Origin of the sequence: Mesorhizobium sp. NPDC059025, from assembly GCF_042739655.1 — a bacterium.
Classification (GTDB): Bacteria; Pseudomonadota; Alphaproteobacteria; order Rhizobiales; family Rhizobiaceae; genus Mesorhizobium.
In genome coordinates, this window is the sequence record NZ_JBHYIM010000004.1 from 201568 (window position 1) to 217512 (window position 15945).

At 61.2% G+C, this 15945-nt stretch carries 13 protein-coding genes; 8 read left to right on the forward strand and 5 right to left on the reverse strand.

Annotated features, from left to right (window positions below):
* Positions 1–99 precede the first annotated feature (99 nt).
* The 7 genes from ACFWYE_RS12250 to ACFWYE_RS12280 all read left to right on the forward strand — a co-directional run bounded on the left by ACFWYE_RS12250 (position 100) and on the right by ACFWYE_RS12280 (position 8564).
* Positions 100–831 carry an SDR family oxidoreductase gene (locus ACFWYE_RS12250; protein WP_379111637.1) on the forward strand — a complete coding sequence of 244 codons (732 nt, stop codon included), beginning with the start codon at positions 100–102 and terminating at the stop codon, positions 829–831.
* A gap of 88 nt (positions 832–919) precedes the next feature.
* Positions 920–1765, forward strand: a complete 846-nt coding sequence (locus ACFWYE_RS12255; protein ID WP_379111638.1) for a fumarylacetoacetate hydrolase family protein — start codon at positions 920–922, stop codon at positions 1763–1765.
* A 488-nt stretch (positions 1766–2253) separates the two neighbouring features.
* Entirely contained in the window at positions 2254–4740 is a 2487-nt protein-coding gene (locus ACFWYE_RS12260) for a TonB-dependent siderophore receptor (protein WP_379111639.1), read from the forward strand.
* 15 nt (positions 4741–4755) lie between these two features.
* Entirely contained in the window at positions 4756–5676 is a 921-nt protein-coding gene (locus tag ACFWYE_RS12265) for a hypothetical protein (RefSeq protein WP_379111640.1), read from the forward strand.
* Complete coding sequence (locus ACFWYE_RS12270) at positions 5676–6680, forward strand: FecCD family ABC transporter permease (RefSeq protein WP_379111642.1); 1005 nt, start codon at positions 5676–5678, stop codon at positions 6678–6680. Before ACFWYE_RS12265 ends, ACFWYE_RS12270 begins: the two co-directional genes overlap by 1 nt.
* Before the next feature lie 10 nt (positions 6681–6690).
* Entirely contained in the window at positions 6691–7716 is a 1026-nt protein-coding gene (locus tag ACFWYE_RS12275) for a FecCD family ABC transporter permease (protein WP_379111644.1), read from the forward strand.
* Complete coding sequence (locus ACFWYE_RS12280) at positions 7713–8564, forward strand: ABC transporter ATP-binding protein (RefSeq protein WP_379111646.1); 852 nt, start codon at positions 7713–7715, stop codon at positions 8562–8564. The genes ACFWYE_RS12275 and ACFWYE_RS12280 overlap by 4 nt, the downstream gene beginning before the upstream one ends.
* A gap of 40 nt (positions 8565–8604) precedes the next feature.
* Here the strand turns inward: ACFWYE_RS12280 and ACFWYE_RS12285 are convergent, their stop codons facing one another.
* From ACFWYE_RS12285 to ACFWYE_RS12295, 3 genes are all read right to left on the reverse strand, one after another.
* Positions 8605–9597 carry a FecR family protein gene (locus ACFWYE_RS12285; protein ID WP_379111648.1) on the reverse strand — a complete coding sequence of 331 codons (993 nt, stop codon included), beginning with the start codon at positions 9595–9597 and terminating at the stop codon, positions 8605–8607.
* A 49-nt stretch (positions 9598–9646) separates the two neighbouring features.
* The gene (locus tag ACFWYE_RS12290) at positions 9647–10135 is read right to left on the reverse strand and encodes an RNA polymerase sigma factor (RefSeq protein ID WP_379111973.1); all 489 of its coding nucleotides are present in this window, start codon (positions 10133–10135) and stop codon (positions 9647–9649) included.
* A 70-nt stretch (positions 10136–10205) separates the two neighbouring features.
* Positions 10206–11321, reverse strand: a complete 1116-nt coding sequence (locus ACFWYE_RS12295) for an acyltransferase (RefSeq protein ID WP_379111975.1) — start codon at positions 11319–11321, stop codon at positions 10206–10208.
* 377 nt (positions 11322–11698) lie between these two features.
* Between ACFWYE_RS12295 and ACFWYE_RS12300 the strand changes: the two genes are divergently transcribed.
* Positions 11699–12493: a metallophosphoesterase family protein gene (locus tag ACFWYE_RS12300; RefSeq protein ID WP_379111649.1), complete on the forward strand. Its 795-nt coding sequence runs from the start codon at positions 11699–11701 to the stop codon at positions 12491–12493.
* A gap of 43 nt (positions 12494–12536) precedes the next feature.
* Here ACFWYE_RS12300 and ACFWYE_RS12305 read toward each other — a convergent pair whose 3' ends face one another.
* Positions 12537–14891 carry a polysaccharide biosynthesis tyrosine autokinase gene (locus ACFWYE_RS12305; RefSeq protein WP_379111651.1) on the reverse strand — a complete coding sequence of 785 codons (2355 nt, stop codon included), beginning with the start codon at positions 14889–14891 and terminating at the stop codon, positions 12537–12539.
* 128 nt (positions 14892–15019) lie between these two features.
* Entirely contained in the window at positions 15020–15916 is an 897-nt protein-coding gene (locus ACFWYE_RS12310) for a UTP--glucose-1-phosphate uridylyltransferase (RefSeq protein ID WP_379065560.1), read from the reverse strand.
* Between the last annotated feature and the right edge of the window lie 29 nt (positions 15917–15945).

The following is a 15945-nucleotide window of genomic DNA, read 5'->3' on the forward strand; positions in this document are numbered from 1 at the left end:
CAGTGGTCAAGGCAAGTGCCCTTCCCTAAGGTGCGGTCCCGGTGCAGAGGCTGCAAGATTGCTGGCTGCGGCTCAACCGGAGAGGAGGAAGACAAGACGATGGGTTCACTCGACGGCAAGACGGTGGTCGTAACCGCAGCCGCGCAAGGTATCGGGCGAGCAAGCGCGATCGCCTTCGCCGAGGCCGGTGCAAGCGTCGTGGCTACCGATATCAATGAACCGCTGCTCGCCGAATTGTCCGGAATAAAAGGCATCAGCGTTCGCAGGCTGGACGTTCTCGATGATGATGCGGTCAAGCAGGCTTTCGCGCAGATCGGCCGCGTCGACGTGCTGTTCAATTGCGCCGGCTTTGTCCATTCCGGCTCCGTTCTGGAGATGAAGGACGGCGATCTCGACTTCGCCTTCGACCTCAACGTCAAGGCGATGGTCCGAACCATACAGGCGGCATTGCCGGGCATGCTCGAGCGCGGAGACGGCGCGATCATCAACATGTCGTCGGTGGCCTCCAGCATCAAGGGCGTGCCGAACCGTTTCGTCTATGGCCTGACCAAAGCGGCGGTGATCGGGCTGACCAAGGCGGTGGCGGCGGATTTCATCACCAGGGGTATCCGCTGCAACGCCATCTGTCCGGGCACCGTCGACAGTCCCTCACTGGAAGGGCGCATGCGTGCGCAAGGCGATTATGAAGCCGCGCGCGCCGCCTTCCTGGCACGCCAGCCCACCGGAAGGCTCGGCACGCCGGAAGAGATCGCAGCGCTTGCCGTGCATCTGGCCGGCGCCACCTACACCACCGGCCAGGCTTACGCCATCGACGGTGGCTGGACGGTCTGAGTCTTGTTTTCAGAAAATTCCGGACGCAAACCGTTGCGCACTTTTGCCGGGATTGCCGTCACTGCCTTGCATTGAACTGGAGGATTGCATGAAACTTGTTCGTTATGGCGCTGCCGGCGCCGAAAAGCCCGGCCTCATCGACGCGGAAGGCACGCTCCGCGATCTGTCCGGCCATGTCGCCGATGTCGGCGGCAAGGCGCTGGATCCGGCGTCGCTTGCGATCCTTGCCAGGCTCGATCCGAAGACGCTGCCGGCGGTACCAGGCAAGCCGCGCTTCGGTCCCTGCGTGTCCGGCACCGGCAAGTTCATCTGCATTGGTCTCAACTATGCCGACCATGCTGCCGAGTCCGGCCTGCAGGTACCGCCGGAGCCGGTGGTGTTCATGAAGGCGACCTCTGCCATTGTCGGGCCGGATGACGATGTGCTGATCCCGCGTGGGTCGCAGAAGACCGACTGGGAAGTCGAACTCGCCGTCGTCATCGGAAAGACCGCGAAATACGTCCCGGAAGCCGAGGCGCTGGATTATGTCGCCGGCTACTGCGTCGCCCACGACGTGTCGGAGCGTGCGTTCCAGACCGAGCGTTCCGGGCAATGGACCAAGGGCAAGAGCTGCGACACCTTCGGGCCGACCGGGCCATGGCTGGTGACCAAGGATGAGGTCAAGAATCCGCAGGATCTCAAGATGTGGCTCACCGTGAATGGCGAGACAATGCAGAACGGCTCGACCAGGACAATGGTCTACGGCGTCGCCTTCCTCGTCTCCTACCTGTCGCAGTTCATGAGCCTGCAGCCCGGCGACATCATCTCCACCGGTACGCCGCCTGGCGTCGGCATGGGCATGAAGCCGCCGCGCTATCTCAAGGACGGCGACGTCGTCGAACTCGGCATCGAAGGGCTCGGCAGCCAGCGCCAGACGTTCAAGGCAGACGTCTGATTATCAATCACGCCGCCCTTCCGCAGGAAGGCGGAAGGGCGGTGTGATCCCGACCTCCAGATCAGGAGTCGGCACGGAGACAATTGGTCCCTGTCGCCTTTTTCGACCGGCCCGACCTTGCACCATGATGGCAGGCTGCAGCAGCGTTGAGCGGCACAAGCAGCGATGGTGCCCGGACATGTCAGGCAATGTGCACCGGCACACGACGCAGACAAGCGCCGTTCTCGACGCTTTCCGTTAGGCACTCACCCGGACAAGCAGGCCGCCTGGGCGATCCCCCCGCGCAGGCTTGGGCCGCTTGCACAGAGGCACATTCCCAGAGACGCGAGAGGACGAGGGCCCCGCGACGCGGAAACCGGACAGTTCAGTTCCTGCGATCATTAGATGGGCGTTCCCAGGTGTCTAACATTATGAGGGCACGTTGGCGAACGGCTCTCGCAGGGACATCGGAACCCGCTTCGCGGGCTCTTTGACATGGGGATCGGGCAATGCAGGCCGAACGAGCGTCGGGACACAAGGACAGTCACGCAAGCGAAAGCAGCGAGCATAAGCGGAAAACAGCTTTGATCCCGTCTCTGGCGATATGGACGGCTGTTGTCGCAAGTCTGGTGCCTTGTTCAATCCCTGCTTATGCGCAGTCAACCCAGACGACGTCTCGTGCCGGAAAGATCTCCTTCAACATTCCCTCTCAATCCTTGTCCAAGGCGCTCATAGCCTATTCCGGCGTGGCCGGCGTCCAGCTTTTCTTCGACGCCAATCTTGTGCGGGGGAAAAACTCTCCTGGCTTGCGGGGATCCTTTACCCGCAACGAGGCGATTGCACAGTTGCTTGCTGGATCCGGACTTAGCCACCGTATCAGCAGCAATGTCGTAACGATCAGCGGCCCAAACCCGGCGGCGGGCAGTGGCGAAGTCGCCGCGGAGAAATCGACGCTGCTTGATACGATCCTCCTCGAACGCATCGATAACTGGAACGCGCCTCCCGTTTACGCCGGGGGCCAGATCGCGACCGGAGCAGCGCTCGGTGTTCTCGGCAATCGCGACGTGATGAGCACGCCGTTCACCGTCACGAGCTACACATCGAAATTGATTGAGAACCAGAATTCGCAATCCGTTGCCGACGTCGTCAAAAACGATCCAGCCATCAGCAATGTTGAGCCCACCAATGTCGGCAACAGCAACTATTTCATCATACGTGGTGTCCAGGTCGGCAACGGCGCCCTTGCGTATAACGGACTGTTTGGCGTAGCGCCGAATGGCCAGACCACTCTTGCGGGCATCGAACGTGTTGAGGTCCTGAAGGGACCTGGTGCCTTCCTGGGCGGTCTTTCGCCAAGCGGTGTTGGCGGTGTGATCAATCTCGTGCCCAAACGCGCCGGGGATACGCCTCTGACGCAATTTACCACCACCTACGCCACCGACAGTCAGTTCGGCGGACATCTCGATATCGGGCGCCGTTTCGGCGATGGCAAGGAATGGGGCGCGCGCGCCAACATCCTCTATCGCAACGGCGACACGCCGATTTCAGACCAGGCGCAAGAATTGGCGAATGGAACGCTCGCGCTCGACTACAAGGGCGAACGGTTTCGATTTGCCGTGGATCTCGGCCAGCAGGTGCTCAAGACCGAGCGAATGAACAATACCGTGATTGCCGCGGCCGGTGTTCCGCTGGCGCGTCCACCAAAGCCCGAAAAGGGTTGGGTGTCGCCATGGAACTACAGCGACTTTACCGACAGGTACGGTGCTGTTTCGGCCGAGTTGGACATTTCCGACAGTCTCAGCGTTTACGCCAAAGGCGGTCTGAGTTCGATGGATTGGGATCAGGCGGTCGAGGCCGGTACCGGCCTTATGCCCAATGGCAACTTCACTGCAACCGGCCGTCGCTATCTGATCGACATTCACCGCCGATCCGGCGAAGCCGGCCTGCGCGCCAATTTGGACACAGGTGCGGTCTCGCATGAGATCACGCTTTCGGCGAACGGTTACCGCGCCGACCGGAATTCGGCGGCCACCAGCGTTCTTTCGGTGACACAATCCAATATCTACAATCCGGTCTTTGCGCCCGCGCCGACCATCATCGATACGCCGATCGGTCCGCAAAGCAAGACGACCTTCACCAGCTTAGCGCTTTCCGACACGCTTTCCGTATTCGATGAAAGGCTTCAGCTGACGCTGGGGTTGCGCAAGCAATATGTCGAGGTCGAGAATTTCAACGTCGTGACCGGAGCCCAGACGGGTTCGTATGAAAGCGACGCCCTGACCCCCGTCATCGGTGTTGCCGTGAAGCCGTGGGACAACACCACTCTCTATGCAAGCTATATCGAGGGTCTCAGCGCGGGCCAGACCGTGCCGGATACCTATTCCAATCGCGGCGAAGTCCTGTCTCCTTATGTGACGGAGCAATACGAGGCCGGCGTCAAGATCGACTGGGGCAATGTTCTCACGACACTGAGCGTCTTCCAGACCACACAGGCTTCCGGTATCGCCAACAGCGCCAACAACACATTCACGGCCGACGGCGAAACCGTCTATCGCGGCGTTGAATTGAACGTTGCGGGCGAAATCACGCCGTCGCTTCGCGTTCTCGGCGGGCTTGTCCTTCTCGACACGAAGGCGACAAAGACGGCGGACGGTCTCTATGATGGAAGGAAGGCTGCCGGCGCGCCGGACTACACCGTTGCGCTCGGACTAGAATGGGATCCAAGCTTCCTCCCCAACCTGACCTTGTCGGCACGCATGAACTCGTCGGGTTCATCCTATGTCGATGCGGCCAACCTGCAAAAAATCTCCGGATGGAATACTTTCGACCTCGGCGCGCGCTATACCTGGGAGCGGGCGAACGCTCAGCCGATCGTCTTCCAGGCAAACCTCACAAACGTCTTCAACGAAGCGTATTGGAGCACCTTCCCTGGTTTTAATCTGCTCTACCCGAGTGCGCCTCGAGCCTTGACCATTTCGACTACCTTCAAGTTTTGACGCAGCCTAACCGAGATGCCTCGTCTTTCGCGACGCGCGTTTTTGGCCGGTGGGGCGTCCATCGCCCTGTCGACGACACCACTATACGCCTCGAATGAGCAGCGGAGGGTCGAGACATCCCTGGGGCATGTGGATATTCCGGCTCATCCACAGCGCGTGTTGGCGATCGATTCCCGCATCAGTCTGGAAGCAGCCCTGGCGCTGGATCTGCCGGTCATAGGTTATAGCCACAGCCGCGCACGGCCCTGGGTTCCTGTGCCCGGCAGCGTGCCGATGCTGACAGCGCCACCGGACCTCGAACAGATACTGATGTTGGCGCCGGATCTGATTTTGTGCCCGGATTCATCGCCAAATTCCGATTGGTGGCCGTTGGTCCGGCTGTCGTCCATTGCCCCGGTCCTGCCTTCCAATCACCTTCAAACATGGCAGGTCAACCTGCAACGCCTCGGTGACTGGCTTGGCAAAACGCCAATGGTCCAGCAACGCCTGCGCGAACACGGCAGCTTGATCGAGGATATCCGGAAAGCCCACGCCCATGCGCTGGCGAACCTGCGTTTCGCCGCGCTCTACTACGATCCCGTCAAACGCCGCGCGATGGTCTGTAGCCAAGGTACGAGCTATGGCCTCGTCATGCCGGCGCAGGTCCTTTCGGAACTGGGCGGACGCGAAATCGGTGCGGAACGGCTTGGCCCCAATGGCGAGGTGACACTGGAGTGTTTCGGAGACGTCTTTGGCGACGTTGACGCGATTTTGCTGATCGATTTTGGCAATGGCGCGGCGCGCGAATTGTCGGCGGAGCCATTGTGGCAACGGTTGCCGGCCGTCCGTGCGGGCCGAATTCACGTCATGAAAGGAAATTGCGTATTCGGTTCGGTCTACACCGCACGTTATCTGGCCGAAGGCTGGCGTGGTCTGCTTGCCAGAGGACAGACGTGATGAGGTCGCTTGACGGCAGAAACCTCCGGGTGATCCTCGTTTTCCTTTGCTTTGGCATCGTTCTGTCGGCGACGGCCTTGCTCGGCCTCTCCACCGGGGCCCGCCACCTGCCTCTCGGGGCTATTCTCGAAGCGTTAAGCGGCCGGGGGGAAGATGAAACGCTGCTCATTTTCTGGGACATAAGAGTGCCCCGCGTCGCGCTTGCCGTACTGGTGGGTGCTGCGCTGGCGGTGTCGGGCGGCATCATACAGTCCGTCACCCGCAATCCCCTTGGGGATCCTGGCCTGCTTGGCCTCAATGCCGGAGCGGCACTGGCGATCGTCGTCGGAACCGGCATTCTAGGAACCGACGTCGTTTCTTCCCCTTTCTGGCTCGCGGCCGTCGGCGCGGGTCTTGCCGCCTTCACCGTGCAGGCTCTGGCGGGTATCCCCACCCCGATGCGGCTGACACTGGCCGGTATCGCCGTCGGCGCCTTTTGCTTTGGCCTTACCCAGGCGATTGCTCTGGCCGATCCGGAACGTTTTGACCTGATCCGCACCTGGCGCGCCGCCTCATTGGCGGCAGCGACGCCGGAAAACGTCATGAATTCAATCTGGATGCTCGGCCTCGGATTTCTCCTGGCGATATGGCTTGCGCCACGCATCGGCCTGATCGCCCTCGGCGAGGATCGTGCAACCTCGCTTGGTATATCGGTAAACCGGACACGGTTCATAAGTCTCATCGCCGTCATGCTGCTGGCAGGAAGTTCGACGGCAATCAGCGGACCCATTGCTTTCATCGGGCTCGCGGCGCCGCATGTTGCGCGGCGAGTGGTGCATGCGAGCGAAGGCGTCACGCTCGCCCTTGCGGCGTTCATCGGTGCCGAACTGGTGATCCTGGCGGATACCGTTGCGCGCACAGCCGCCGCACCGAACGAAATTCCCATAAGTGTGGTGATCGCCGTTCTGGGTGCGCCATTCCTCATTTTCGTAGCGCGAAAGCGGCAGCTGTCGCTGGGCGCTTAGAGGACGGATAATGCGACAGCTAACCGAGAGACATTTCTCCCAGGATTTCCCGCGCAAGGCGGGATGGGTGATGTTTTTCATTGCTGCAGGCCTGGGGTTGGCCATCGCGGCCCTTGCGACGGGCACACTGTCGGTCAGCCTGCATCAGGTGGCGGCCGCCCTGTTCGGCGAAGGCGACCCGCGCATCAGGCTCGTCGTGGTGGAATGGCGGGCGCCGCGCGTCGCTGCCGCGATACTCGCCGGAATGGCGCTCGGCATGGCAGGAGCACTGTTCCAGACATTGTTGCGCAACCCACTCGGAAGTCCCGATATTGTCGGCTTCGATTCCGGTGCCTTCAGCGGGGCGCTGCTGGCCATGGTGGCTGGTGCTTCCGAGATGACGGTCGCAGGCGCAAGCTTGGCGGGCGGGCTGCTGGCGGGTGTGCTCATCTATGGTCTCTCCGGCTTCGGGAACGGCGGCACGGGGCGCATCATTCTGGTCGGCATCGCCGTCAGCGCGTTCTTCATGGCGTTGAACGACTGGGTCGTCATGACCGCGCAACTCGATACGGCACTGGCGGCAGCCAGCTGGAAAGCGGGCTCGCTGAATGGCGTGGATGGCACCAAGCTTGCCTTGGCCGGGCTGATACTGTGTCTGCTGCTGCCTGCGGCGCTGGCCTGCGCGCGCGCCTTGCGTATCCTCGAACTGGGCGACGACAGGGCCGCCAGCCTCGGCGAAAACGTCGCTGCAACACAGCTGAAGATTGGCCTTGTTGGATTGGCTCTGACTGCCGTGGCGACCTTTGTGGCTGGGCCGATCGGGTTCGTGGCGTTGATTGCGCCGCGTGTCGCCCATTGGCTGCTCGGCGGCGCGTCTATCCCGTTGCTTGCCTCTGCTCTGTTCGGCGGGGTGTTCCTGTTAAGCAGCGATCTTGCCGGTCGACTGTTTTTTCTGCCCCGCATCGTCCCCACAGGAGCAATGACGGCGGCGTTGGGAGGTGTCTATTTCGTCATGCTGCTCTGGAGCAGGCGGAATGGCAAAGGAACACTGGCGTGAATTCTGTTTCTCCTGCCCTTCATACAAAGGCTCTTTTTGCTGCCCCTGGCGGCACTCCGGTCCTGCGCGACGTCAATGTGCATTTTCCGCGCGCGGCCTTTTCGGCGATTATCGGGCCGAATGCGTCCGGCAAGTCCACCTTGCTGCGATGTCTGGCGAAGCTTCTTTCACCCTCTTCAGGGCAGGCATTTCTCGACGGCACGGACATCGGGCAGTTCGAGCGTGGCCTGTTCGCAAAGAGAGTTGGGTTGCTGCCGCAACAGACACAATTCCCGGACGGAGCGACGCCGCTGGAACTGGTCCGGCGTGGGCGCCACCCTCACCACGGATGGTTTCGACCTTGGTCTGCCAATGATACGGCGGCTGTGGAGGAAGCCATGGTGGTGACGTCGACACGATCGATAGCACAGGTACCGGTTAACCAGTTGTCGGGTGGGCAAAAACAGAGAGTATCGTTAGCCATGCTTCTGGCTCAGGGTACCGATATCCTTCTTCTGGACGAACCGACCACATATCTCGATCTTGCACACCAGATCGAAATTCTGGAAATTTGCGGAGGCCTTGTGTCTGCCGGTAAAACGATCGTCGCCGTCATGCACGATCTTACCCTCGCGGCCCGTTACGCAACCAATCTCGCCGTCGTCAATCAAGGAACGGTCGTCGATCAGGGAAGGCCATCGGATATTCTGACGGAAACCGCGATCGAGCGATTCTTCGGACTAAGATGCTCCGTCATTCCAGACCCCGAATACCGGACGCCAGTGATCCTGCCCAGGGCGGTCTGTTCCGGCGGCTCCAATTCCGGCATGGCGCCATCGGCAAACAGGCGCGGCCAGTTGTTCTCCTGAGGTTCGTGCGCAGGCGGGGCGGTTTGAGCCACGATCGGCGTCAGCGACGATAGACGACAGCGATGTAGCCATCCGTGTTCAAAACCCTGATCGGCAGGGTTTCCGCGATCGTCCGAAGGGCATTTTCGGCGTGCCTGGTATCGAAGACTGCCGTCACCGGAATATCACCGATGGAGTTGTCCATCAGAATGATCTTGCCGCGACGGTAGCGCTCCAACTCGGCAAGAACCCGACGAAGGGGGGCGTCTTCGAAAACGATGCGGTCGTGCCGCCAGGCTTGCACAACGGGCACGTCGATTTGCGTCGCCGGCAGGATGCCGTTGTCGCCGTAGCTTACCTGCCAACCGGACTCGACAACGACGGACTCTACCCCGGACGCCTTGACCGCCACCGAGTGCTCGACAACCGATACGGTGACAAGATCAAGCAAGATCTTGACATCGAACGCCGTTCCGAGCGCCTGGATATCCCCCATCGCCGCCTGAACGATGAAAGGCCGATTTCTATCAGGCATCACCTGAAAGAACGCTTGGCCTCTGTGCAGGATGAGACGCCGTTCAGTATCCGTGAACTCGAGCGACAGGGCAGAATAGCCGCCAAGTTCGACAGCGCTGCCATCTGGCAGGGTGAATGAGCGGCGCTCAGCGATATCCGTCGTGAATCCAGCGAACAGATCCGGTCGGGTCAGCACGTATGCAGTTGGGGCGGCGATGAGCGCCACCAAACCACCAATCAGGAAATTTCGGCGATGGACGCGATCCGATGGCCGCAGCCGCTCATATTCCGGCTTCACGATGTCGAAGCGGTCCCACAAGGTTCGGGCGCGGTCGTACGCAGCCGGATGGGATGGGGAGAGGGCCAACCAATTTTGAAAGGCGAGCCGATCCTCCTCGCTGACACGCTCGTCCTTCATCCGAACGAACCATTCCAACGCTTCCATGTAGGCTGGATCGGTCTCGTCGTCCTCCATAGTCAGCCTGTCTTCCCGGCTTTTCTCTGCTTTGCCCACCGGCTCGATCTCATGGATTCGCATGTCCCGCGTTGTATAGGACACCTTGGAGAGGGAGACCAATGAAAGGCAGCTATTCCGAACCCAGCCGGCGATCGAGTTCGGCCATGGCAGCAACCACCTGCGTGATGACGGTATTGCGGGAAATATTCATGCGGCCGGCGATTTCATCGTAAGAAAGGCCCTCGATCTTGTTGAGCAGGAAAGCCTGTCGGCGACGTTTGGGCAGCCGGGCGATGGCTTCGAGAAGCCTGCGGAGTTCGCTGCGATAAAGCGCCACCATCTCCGGCGACGGTTTCATTTCCGCGATGTTGTCCGCCGTGGCGCAAAATACCTCGATCTCTGCCCGCCGCCCCGAGTCTCGTAGGTAGTTGAGGGCCAGATTTCGGACTGCTCGCATGACATAAGCCGCGTCGGGCGGTCTCGACATGCCGTCGCGGCCGATCAAATTCGTGAACGCCTGCTGCACCAAATCTTCGGCCGTATGGGGATTACGGACCATGCGCCTTACATATGAGCGAAGCCGATCATATTCCGTTTCGTAAAGCGTTGTTATTTCCATCACGGGCGGTGGTTATCCGGGCCTTCTTCCGCGAGTTCTATAACAATAAAACATGACTATTCCAATCATCTTATAAGGCGCGAGCGTCGCGGCGATCGCCTGCCTGCTCTCCCTGCATTTCCTCCTTCGCCTTTCGCCATGGCGGTACGCCGTGGCCGGCGTTCAGCAGGAGGAGCAGCGGCGGTGAACGGCTTATCATCTGCAGACCGACAACGGCGCAGAGGACCGCCAGAAGCGGCAGCGTGAAGAAGGTGATCGGGAACAGAGGCGAGCCGTAATCGCCGAAAAACCGCCGAAAGACGATGCCGGCGAAATTGAACAGGATCGCGTGGCTGCAGAACAGTACAAATGAGTATGGCTCCAGCCGTATGAAGGTGGCCGCAAACCCCGAGTGCCGGATCAATGCCGTCAGCATCCAGAAGCCGCCGGCCATGGTGATGCGCAGCAGCGTATCGAGCGTTATGCGCAGCTGATCGTTCATCTCGCCGATCAGGATGTTCTCGAGACGAATGAAGATGAAGATGCCGATCATCACAGTGAGGCCGATCGCCAGATACGCTGAGAGCCGGTCGATCGTCGTCGTATCGGTTCCAGCGATGCGCAGCCACATGCCGAGAGAGAAGAACAGCAGAAGCTGCGGCCGCTGCAGCAGATAGAGATTTTCGCCGAACAGCGTGTAGACGGCGAGCAGCGTCATGGTTGGCAGTGCGAAGCGCTTCAGCCCCTGATAGACGAGCGGCGACAACAGACAGCACACGAACAGGTCACGCAGGAACCACAACGGCACGTCGAGCGGCCATTCGGTGACGGCAAACAGTGCGTTCGCCCAGCCTAGGATCGTCAGATCCGGCATGTCCTGCCATTTGTCGGTCATGAAACCGTATGCAGCCAACAGCGCCAGCATGACCAGGTTCCAGGCCACCATGGGTACAATCAGTGTCCTGAACTTCGATCGTGCCAGCGCGAGCAGATCGGTCTTGAGCAGACTGGCGACGATGAAATAGCCTGAAACCACGCTGAGCAGCGAAACCGAGCTCAAACCCAGAATGCGTGTGAAGATGAAATAGACAAAATCGAAGACGGCGGTATCGCGGTCCTGGATATTTTGCATGATGCCTGGCTGGACGTGAACGAACATCATGAAAAAGATGCACAGGACGCGCGCAATTCTGACACGGTCGGACACTATCGGCGGGACAGGCGAGGGGCGGGACGCAGTGTTTTTCAAGATTCGTCTCCTCGACGGGATCGGCCCCGATTGACGGAGCAGCGAGCGGTGCGATCTCTCAGGAGGCGGAGCACAGAGACGCAGCGGCGAATGGGCGATTTTTGAAGCCCGGAAGCTAGGTTAGGGGATTCGGACCGTTTGACGGCTTCACTAGAGCAATTCCAGGAAAAGTGTGTAACGGTTTTCCGTCCGGAATTGCGTAAAAACAAAGTGTTAGAGCGTTTCCGCGTTTCCGTGAAAAACGGAAACGCTCTAAGTACAACCCCGGGTAACAAGGCAGTCCGGCGGTCATGCCGGGCCATCGCCAGAACCCGGGCAATCATGAAAAACGCCAGATGATCAAGCGCGTCGGACGCATTCTCGGCCTGAGAACGGGTGGCGCCCGGGCACGCTTGCCCCGCCTGCGCCTCGATATGACCGACACCGTCGTCTATGCGATCGGCGACGTCCATGGCTGCCTGGACGAGCTTCTGGTGCTGGAAGACGTGATCCTTCGCGACGCGGCGACGTTGCCGGGCCGCAAGCTCATCATCATGCTGGGGGACTATATTGACCGTGGGCCTGCGTCGGCGCAGGTGCTCGACCATCTTGCGGCGCATCCGCCAATGGGCGTCGAGCGCATCTGCCTGGCCGGCAATCATGAACTTGCCATGCTCGACTATCTTGAGGGGCGGTCCAGTCTTGCCGCATGGCTGCGCATGGGCGCGGAAAGCACGCTGCAATCGTATGGTATCGACCACCGGCGGCTGATCGAGATCTTTCGTGACCAGGATCAGGTCGACGACGCCATCCGCAGATCGATATCGCCGGCTCACTTTGCCCTGTTGCGCGCAATGCCGGTGCTGGTCGAGGCCGCGCGCTATATCTTCGTTCATGCCGGCGTGCGGCCTGAGGTTCCACTGGACAAGCAGACGGACGAAGATCTCGTCTTCATCCGCTCGGCCTTCTTCGAACGCGCGCACATGCTTTCGCGCTATGTGGTGCATGGCCATACGCCGGTCGAGGAGGCGGGCCGTGAAGGCATGCGTGTCAATCTCGATACCGGCGCCTTCTTCAGCGGCCGTTTGACGGCCCTGCGCATCTGGCAGGACAAGGGGCGCTACCTCAGCAACTTTACCCAGGAAAACTGAACGCGACCGGCCGGCCGGATATGCGGTGGCTGCCGTCACCCGATCAAGCCGGCTCCGTACGGTTGGGCTCAGGCTCCGTCACCGTCTGCTCGACATAATAAGACGCGTAGCGATCGAGATACTGCTCGGCCGCACCGAACATGCCGTAGCTCGCCAGCTTCTTCATGTCGGTGCGGTTCAAGACGACGCCGAGTGTCTTTGCCGCGATCTGGCGATCCGCCTGCAAGGCGGAGCGCACGAGCAGGCGCGGTGTGGCACCCCACTCGGCCACCAGCACGAAGCCGTCGGCCAGCGGTGCGAAGGCCTTGGCATCGACCACCGGGCCGAGGGGCGGCAGATCGACCACGACATAGTCGAAGGACTTACGGGCCTCTTCGAGCAGCGCCGCCATCGCCGGGCCTGAGATGAGCTCGCTGGTGTGGGACAGGCGCCGGCGCACCACTGCGGGGAGGATGACGAGTTTGGTCTTGCGATCGACGAGACAGGCACTTTGCCAGCGATGTTCGCCGACCAACGCCTCGACCAGGCCCTTGTCGGGGGTCAGCGACAGGCCACGGCTGAGGCCGGGATTGCGCAAGTCGGCATCGATCAGCAAGGTGCGCGCGCCATTGGCTGCCAGCAGTCCCGCGAAGTTGGCGGCGGTGGTGGTCTTGCCTTCGCGCGGCAGCACCGAAACGAAGCCGATCACCTTGCCGTTGGTCCTGTGCAGGACGACGTCGCTGGCCAGTTTGACGTTTCGCAAGGTCTCGGCAAAGGAGGAGGCAGGCTGGTTGATCGCCACTCTCAGAATCCTCGGCGTGACCGTTTCCGGGCTGGGCGGATTGGTGGCGGGTGTATCCGCGGCCGGCTGTGCTCGCGGCCGCGCATCGGCGAAGCGTCCGCCGATTGCCGGCAGGTAGCCGAGGAAGTTCAGGTCGAGCGCGTCGCGCACGTCGTCGCCGGTGCGGAAGAAGCGCTCGCGGAATTCCTGGACAGCGCCGGCTGCCGCGCCGGCGAACAGGCCGAGCACCAGGGAGAGGCCGAGCACCATGGTCTTGCGCGGGCTGGAAGCCGAGGTCGGATTGCCGGCGGTCGAGATGACCCGGGCCTCGGCAATCGGGAAGGAGCGCTGTTGCGCCGCTTGTTCATAGCGGGCGAGGAAAGCCTGATAGAGCGTGTTGAGTGCCTGTGACTTCTGCTCCAGATCGCGCAGCTTCACCTGGGCCTGGCCGGTCTGCGAATTCTGGCCTGCCAGATCACCGACATTGCCGCGCAGCGAATCCTCACGCGATTTCGCGACCTGGTATTCGTTGCGGTAGCTTTCGGTGAGCCGTTGCAACTCGGCATAGATCTGGTTGGTCAGGTTGGCCTGCTCGGCGCGCAGCGCCACCGCCTGCGCGTGGTCCTGTCCGAAACGGCTGGAGATGTCCTGTTCGCGCTTGCTGACGTTGAGATAGCGCGCCTTCATCTCGTTGATGGCGGCGCTGTTGCTGCCGCTGGCGCCTTTTTCCTGCGGGATGGTGGCGTTCTTGACCGCGTTCTCCGGTCCGCTGTCCACGATCGCCTTGAACTGGTTGTAGCGGGCCAGCGCATTGGCGGTATCGGCCTGAGCCAGGATGACCTGCTTGTTGAGATCGGACAATTGCTGTTCCGACATCAGTTCGCCACGCGCGGCCGTCAGCCCGTTGGCCGCACGGAATTGCTCGACCTCGAGCGCTGCCTTCTGCGAATTTTCGCGCAGTTCGTCGAGACGGCCCTGCAGCCATACCGTGGCGCGCTGGGTGGCGTCGAAATTGGCGTCGAGATGATCGGACAGATAGGCGTTGGCATAGGCGCGCGCGATCGTGCCGGCCAGCTTGGGATCCGGCGCGGTGAAGGAGAGATCAATGACGAAGCTGCGGCCGACGCGTTCGGCGTGGACCCCGTCTTGGAGGATGCCGATGGCGCGACCGATCTTGGCGTCCTGTATTGAACCGGGTTCTTCTTCGGAGCGCGACGAGAAGAAGCCTGCCACGCTTTTGATCGTGGCTTTCAGCGCGCTGAGCGGCGAGCGTGGCGGGTTGAGGAAAGCTTCGTTGTCCTGAAGTTTCTCTGCCAGCACGACGGCGCGGGCGAGACGGCTGGATTTGAGGATTTCGACCTCTGATGACACCATCGCGTCGGCCTGCGGACCGGCGGGCGGGGCTGGCTTGTCTTCGGCAAAACGGGTCAGACTGTCATCGAGGAGGATCCGCGTTCCCGAAGTGTATTGCGGCGGTGTCGCCACGAGATAGACGACCCCGAGAACCAGGCCGATCAGCCCGAACAGGCCGACCAGCCGAGCCTGCCGGCGCGCTGCCGCCAGCAAGGCGTCGAGATCAATGAAGTCCGATGAATCTTCCGAGGACATGGGCTTCAACGGATAACTTCCCTGGTTCATGGCTGCTCCGGTGCTCCGTCGCGAAATGAAAAAGTCGGCCACGGCCAGATGGCCGTGGCGCGTCGTGGAGTTTGAATCCACGCATCGTGCTTTCCGAAAATCGATTCCGATTTTTGGGCCGATGCGCGTCAGGCGGCGCGGCTGCGACGTGCCTGCGAAGCGATCATCTCCTCGATCGGTTCGAACACCAGGTCGCAAATGTCCTTGCGCGCGAGCGCGAAGGCGACGTTGGCCTGGATGAAACCGTCCTTCGAACCGCAATCGAACATGCGGCCTTCGAACGGAGAGGCATAGAATTTCTGGCTCTCCGACAGCCGTACCATGGCGTCGGTAAGCTGGATCTCATTGCCGGCGCCGCGTTCCTGCGTGCCAAGAATGTCGAAGATCTCGGGCTGCAGCACGTAGCGGCCGTTGATGTAGTGATTGGAGGGGGCGGCCTCCGGCGCCGGCTTTTCCACCATTTCGGTGATGGTAAAGCCCGCGCCGACACCGGCCCCCTTGCCGACGATGCCGTAGCTGCCGGTTTCCAGCGGATCGCACTGCTCGACCGCGACGACATTGCCGCCGGTTTCAAGATAGAGGTCCATGGCGCCGGCAAGGCAGCCACGATCGCCGAACGAGACCATGTCGGGCAACAGAAGCGCGAAGGGTTCGTCGCCGACGATATCCCTGGCGCACCACACCGCGTGGCCCAGGCCGTGCGGCGCCTGCTGGCGGGTGAAGGAAATCGTACCCGGCTGCGGCTGCATGCGGGTCAGCGACGCCAGCTGTTCGTTCTTGCCGGAGCGCGTCAGTGTCTCCACCAGCTCGGGCTGGATGTCGAAATAGTCCTCGATCACATGCTTGTTGCGGCCGGTGACGAAGACGATGTGTTCGATGCCGGCTTCCAGCGCCTCGTCCACCGCATACTGCACGACGGGGCGGTCCACCACCGTCAGCATCTCCTTCGGCATGGCCTTCGTGGCCGGCAGGAACCGCGTGCCCAAACCGGCAACCGGTATCACCGCTTTTCTCACCTTTTTCATCACGTCATCCCTGTTTGCAAATCGAGCCC

Bases quoted from the DNA above. Each gene is read 5' to 3' on its own strand.
- ACFWYE_RS12250 (WP_379111637.1), top strand. From the start codon at position 100: ATGGGTTCACTCGACGGCAAGACGGTGGTCGTAACCGCAGCCGCGCAA.
- ACFWYE_RS12255 (WP_379111638.1), top strand. From the start codon at position 920: ATGAAACTTGTTCGTTATGGCGCTGCCGGCGCCGAAAAGCCCGGCCTC.
- ACFWYE_RS12260 (WP_379111639.1), top strand. From the start codon at position 2,254: ATGCAGGCCGAACGAGCGTCGGGACACAAGGACAGTCACGCAAGCGAA.
- ACFWYE_RS12265 (WP_379111640.1), top strand. From the start codon at position 4,756: ATGCCTCGTCTTTCGCGACGCGCGTTTTTGGCCGGTGGGGCGTCCATC.
- ACFWYE_RS12270 (WP_379111642.1), top strand. From the start codon at position 5,676: ATGAGGTCGCTTGACGGCAGAAACCTCCGGGTGATCCTCGTTTTCCTT.
- ACFWYE_RS12275 (WP_379111644.1), top strand. From the start codon at position 6,691: ATGCGACAGCTAACCGAGAGACATTTCTCCCAGGATTTCCCGCGCAAG.
- ACFWYE_RS12285 (WP_379111648.1), bottom strand. From the start codon at position 9,597: ATGCGAATCCATGAGATCGAGCCGGTGGGCAAAGCAGAGAAAAGCCGG.
- ACFWYE_RS12290 (WP_379111973.1), bottom strand. From the start codon at position 10,135: ATGGAAATAACAACGCTTTACGAAACGGAATATGATCGGCTTCGCTCA.
- ACFWYE_RS12300 (WP_379111649.1), top strand. From the start codon at position 11,699: ATGATCAAGCGCGTCGGACGCATTCTCGGCCTGAGAACGGGTGGCGCC.
- ACFWYE_RS12305 (WP_379111651.1), bottom strand. From the start codon at position 14,891: ATGAACCAGGGAAGTTATCCGTTGAAGCCCATGTCCTCGGAAGATTCA.
- ACFWYE_RS12310 (WP_379065560.1), bottom strand. From the start codon at position 15,916: ATGAAAAAGGTGAGAAAAGCGGTGATACCGGTTGCCGGTTTGGGCACG.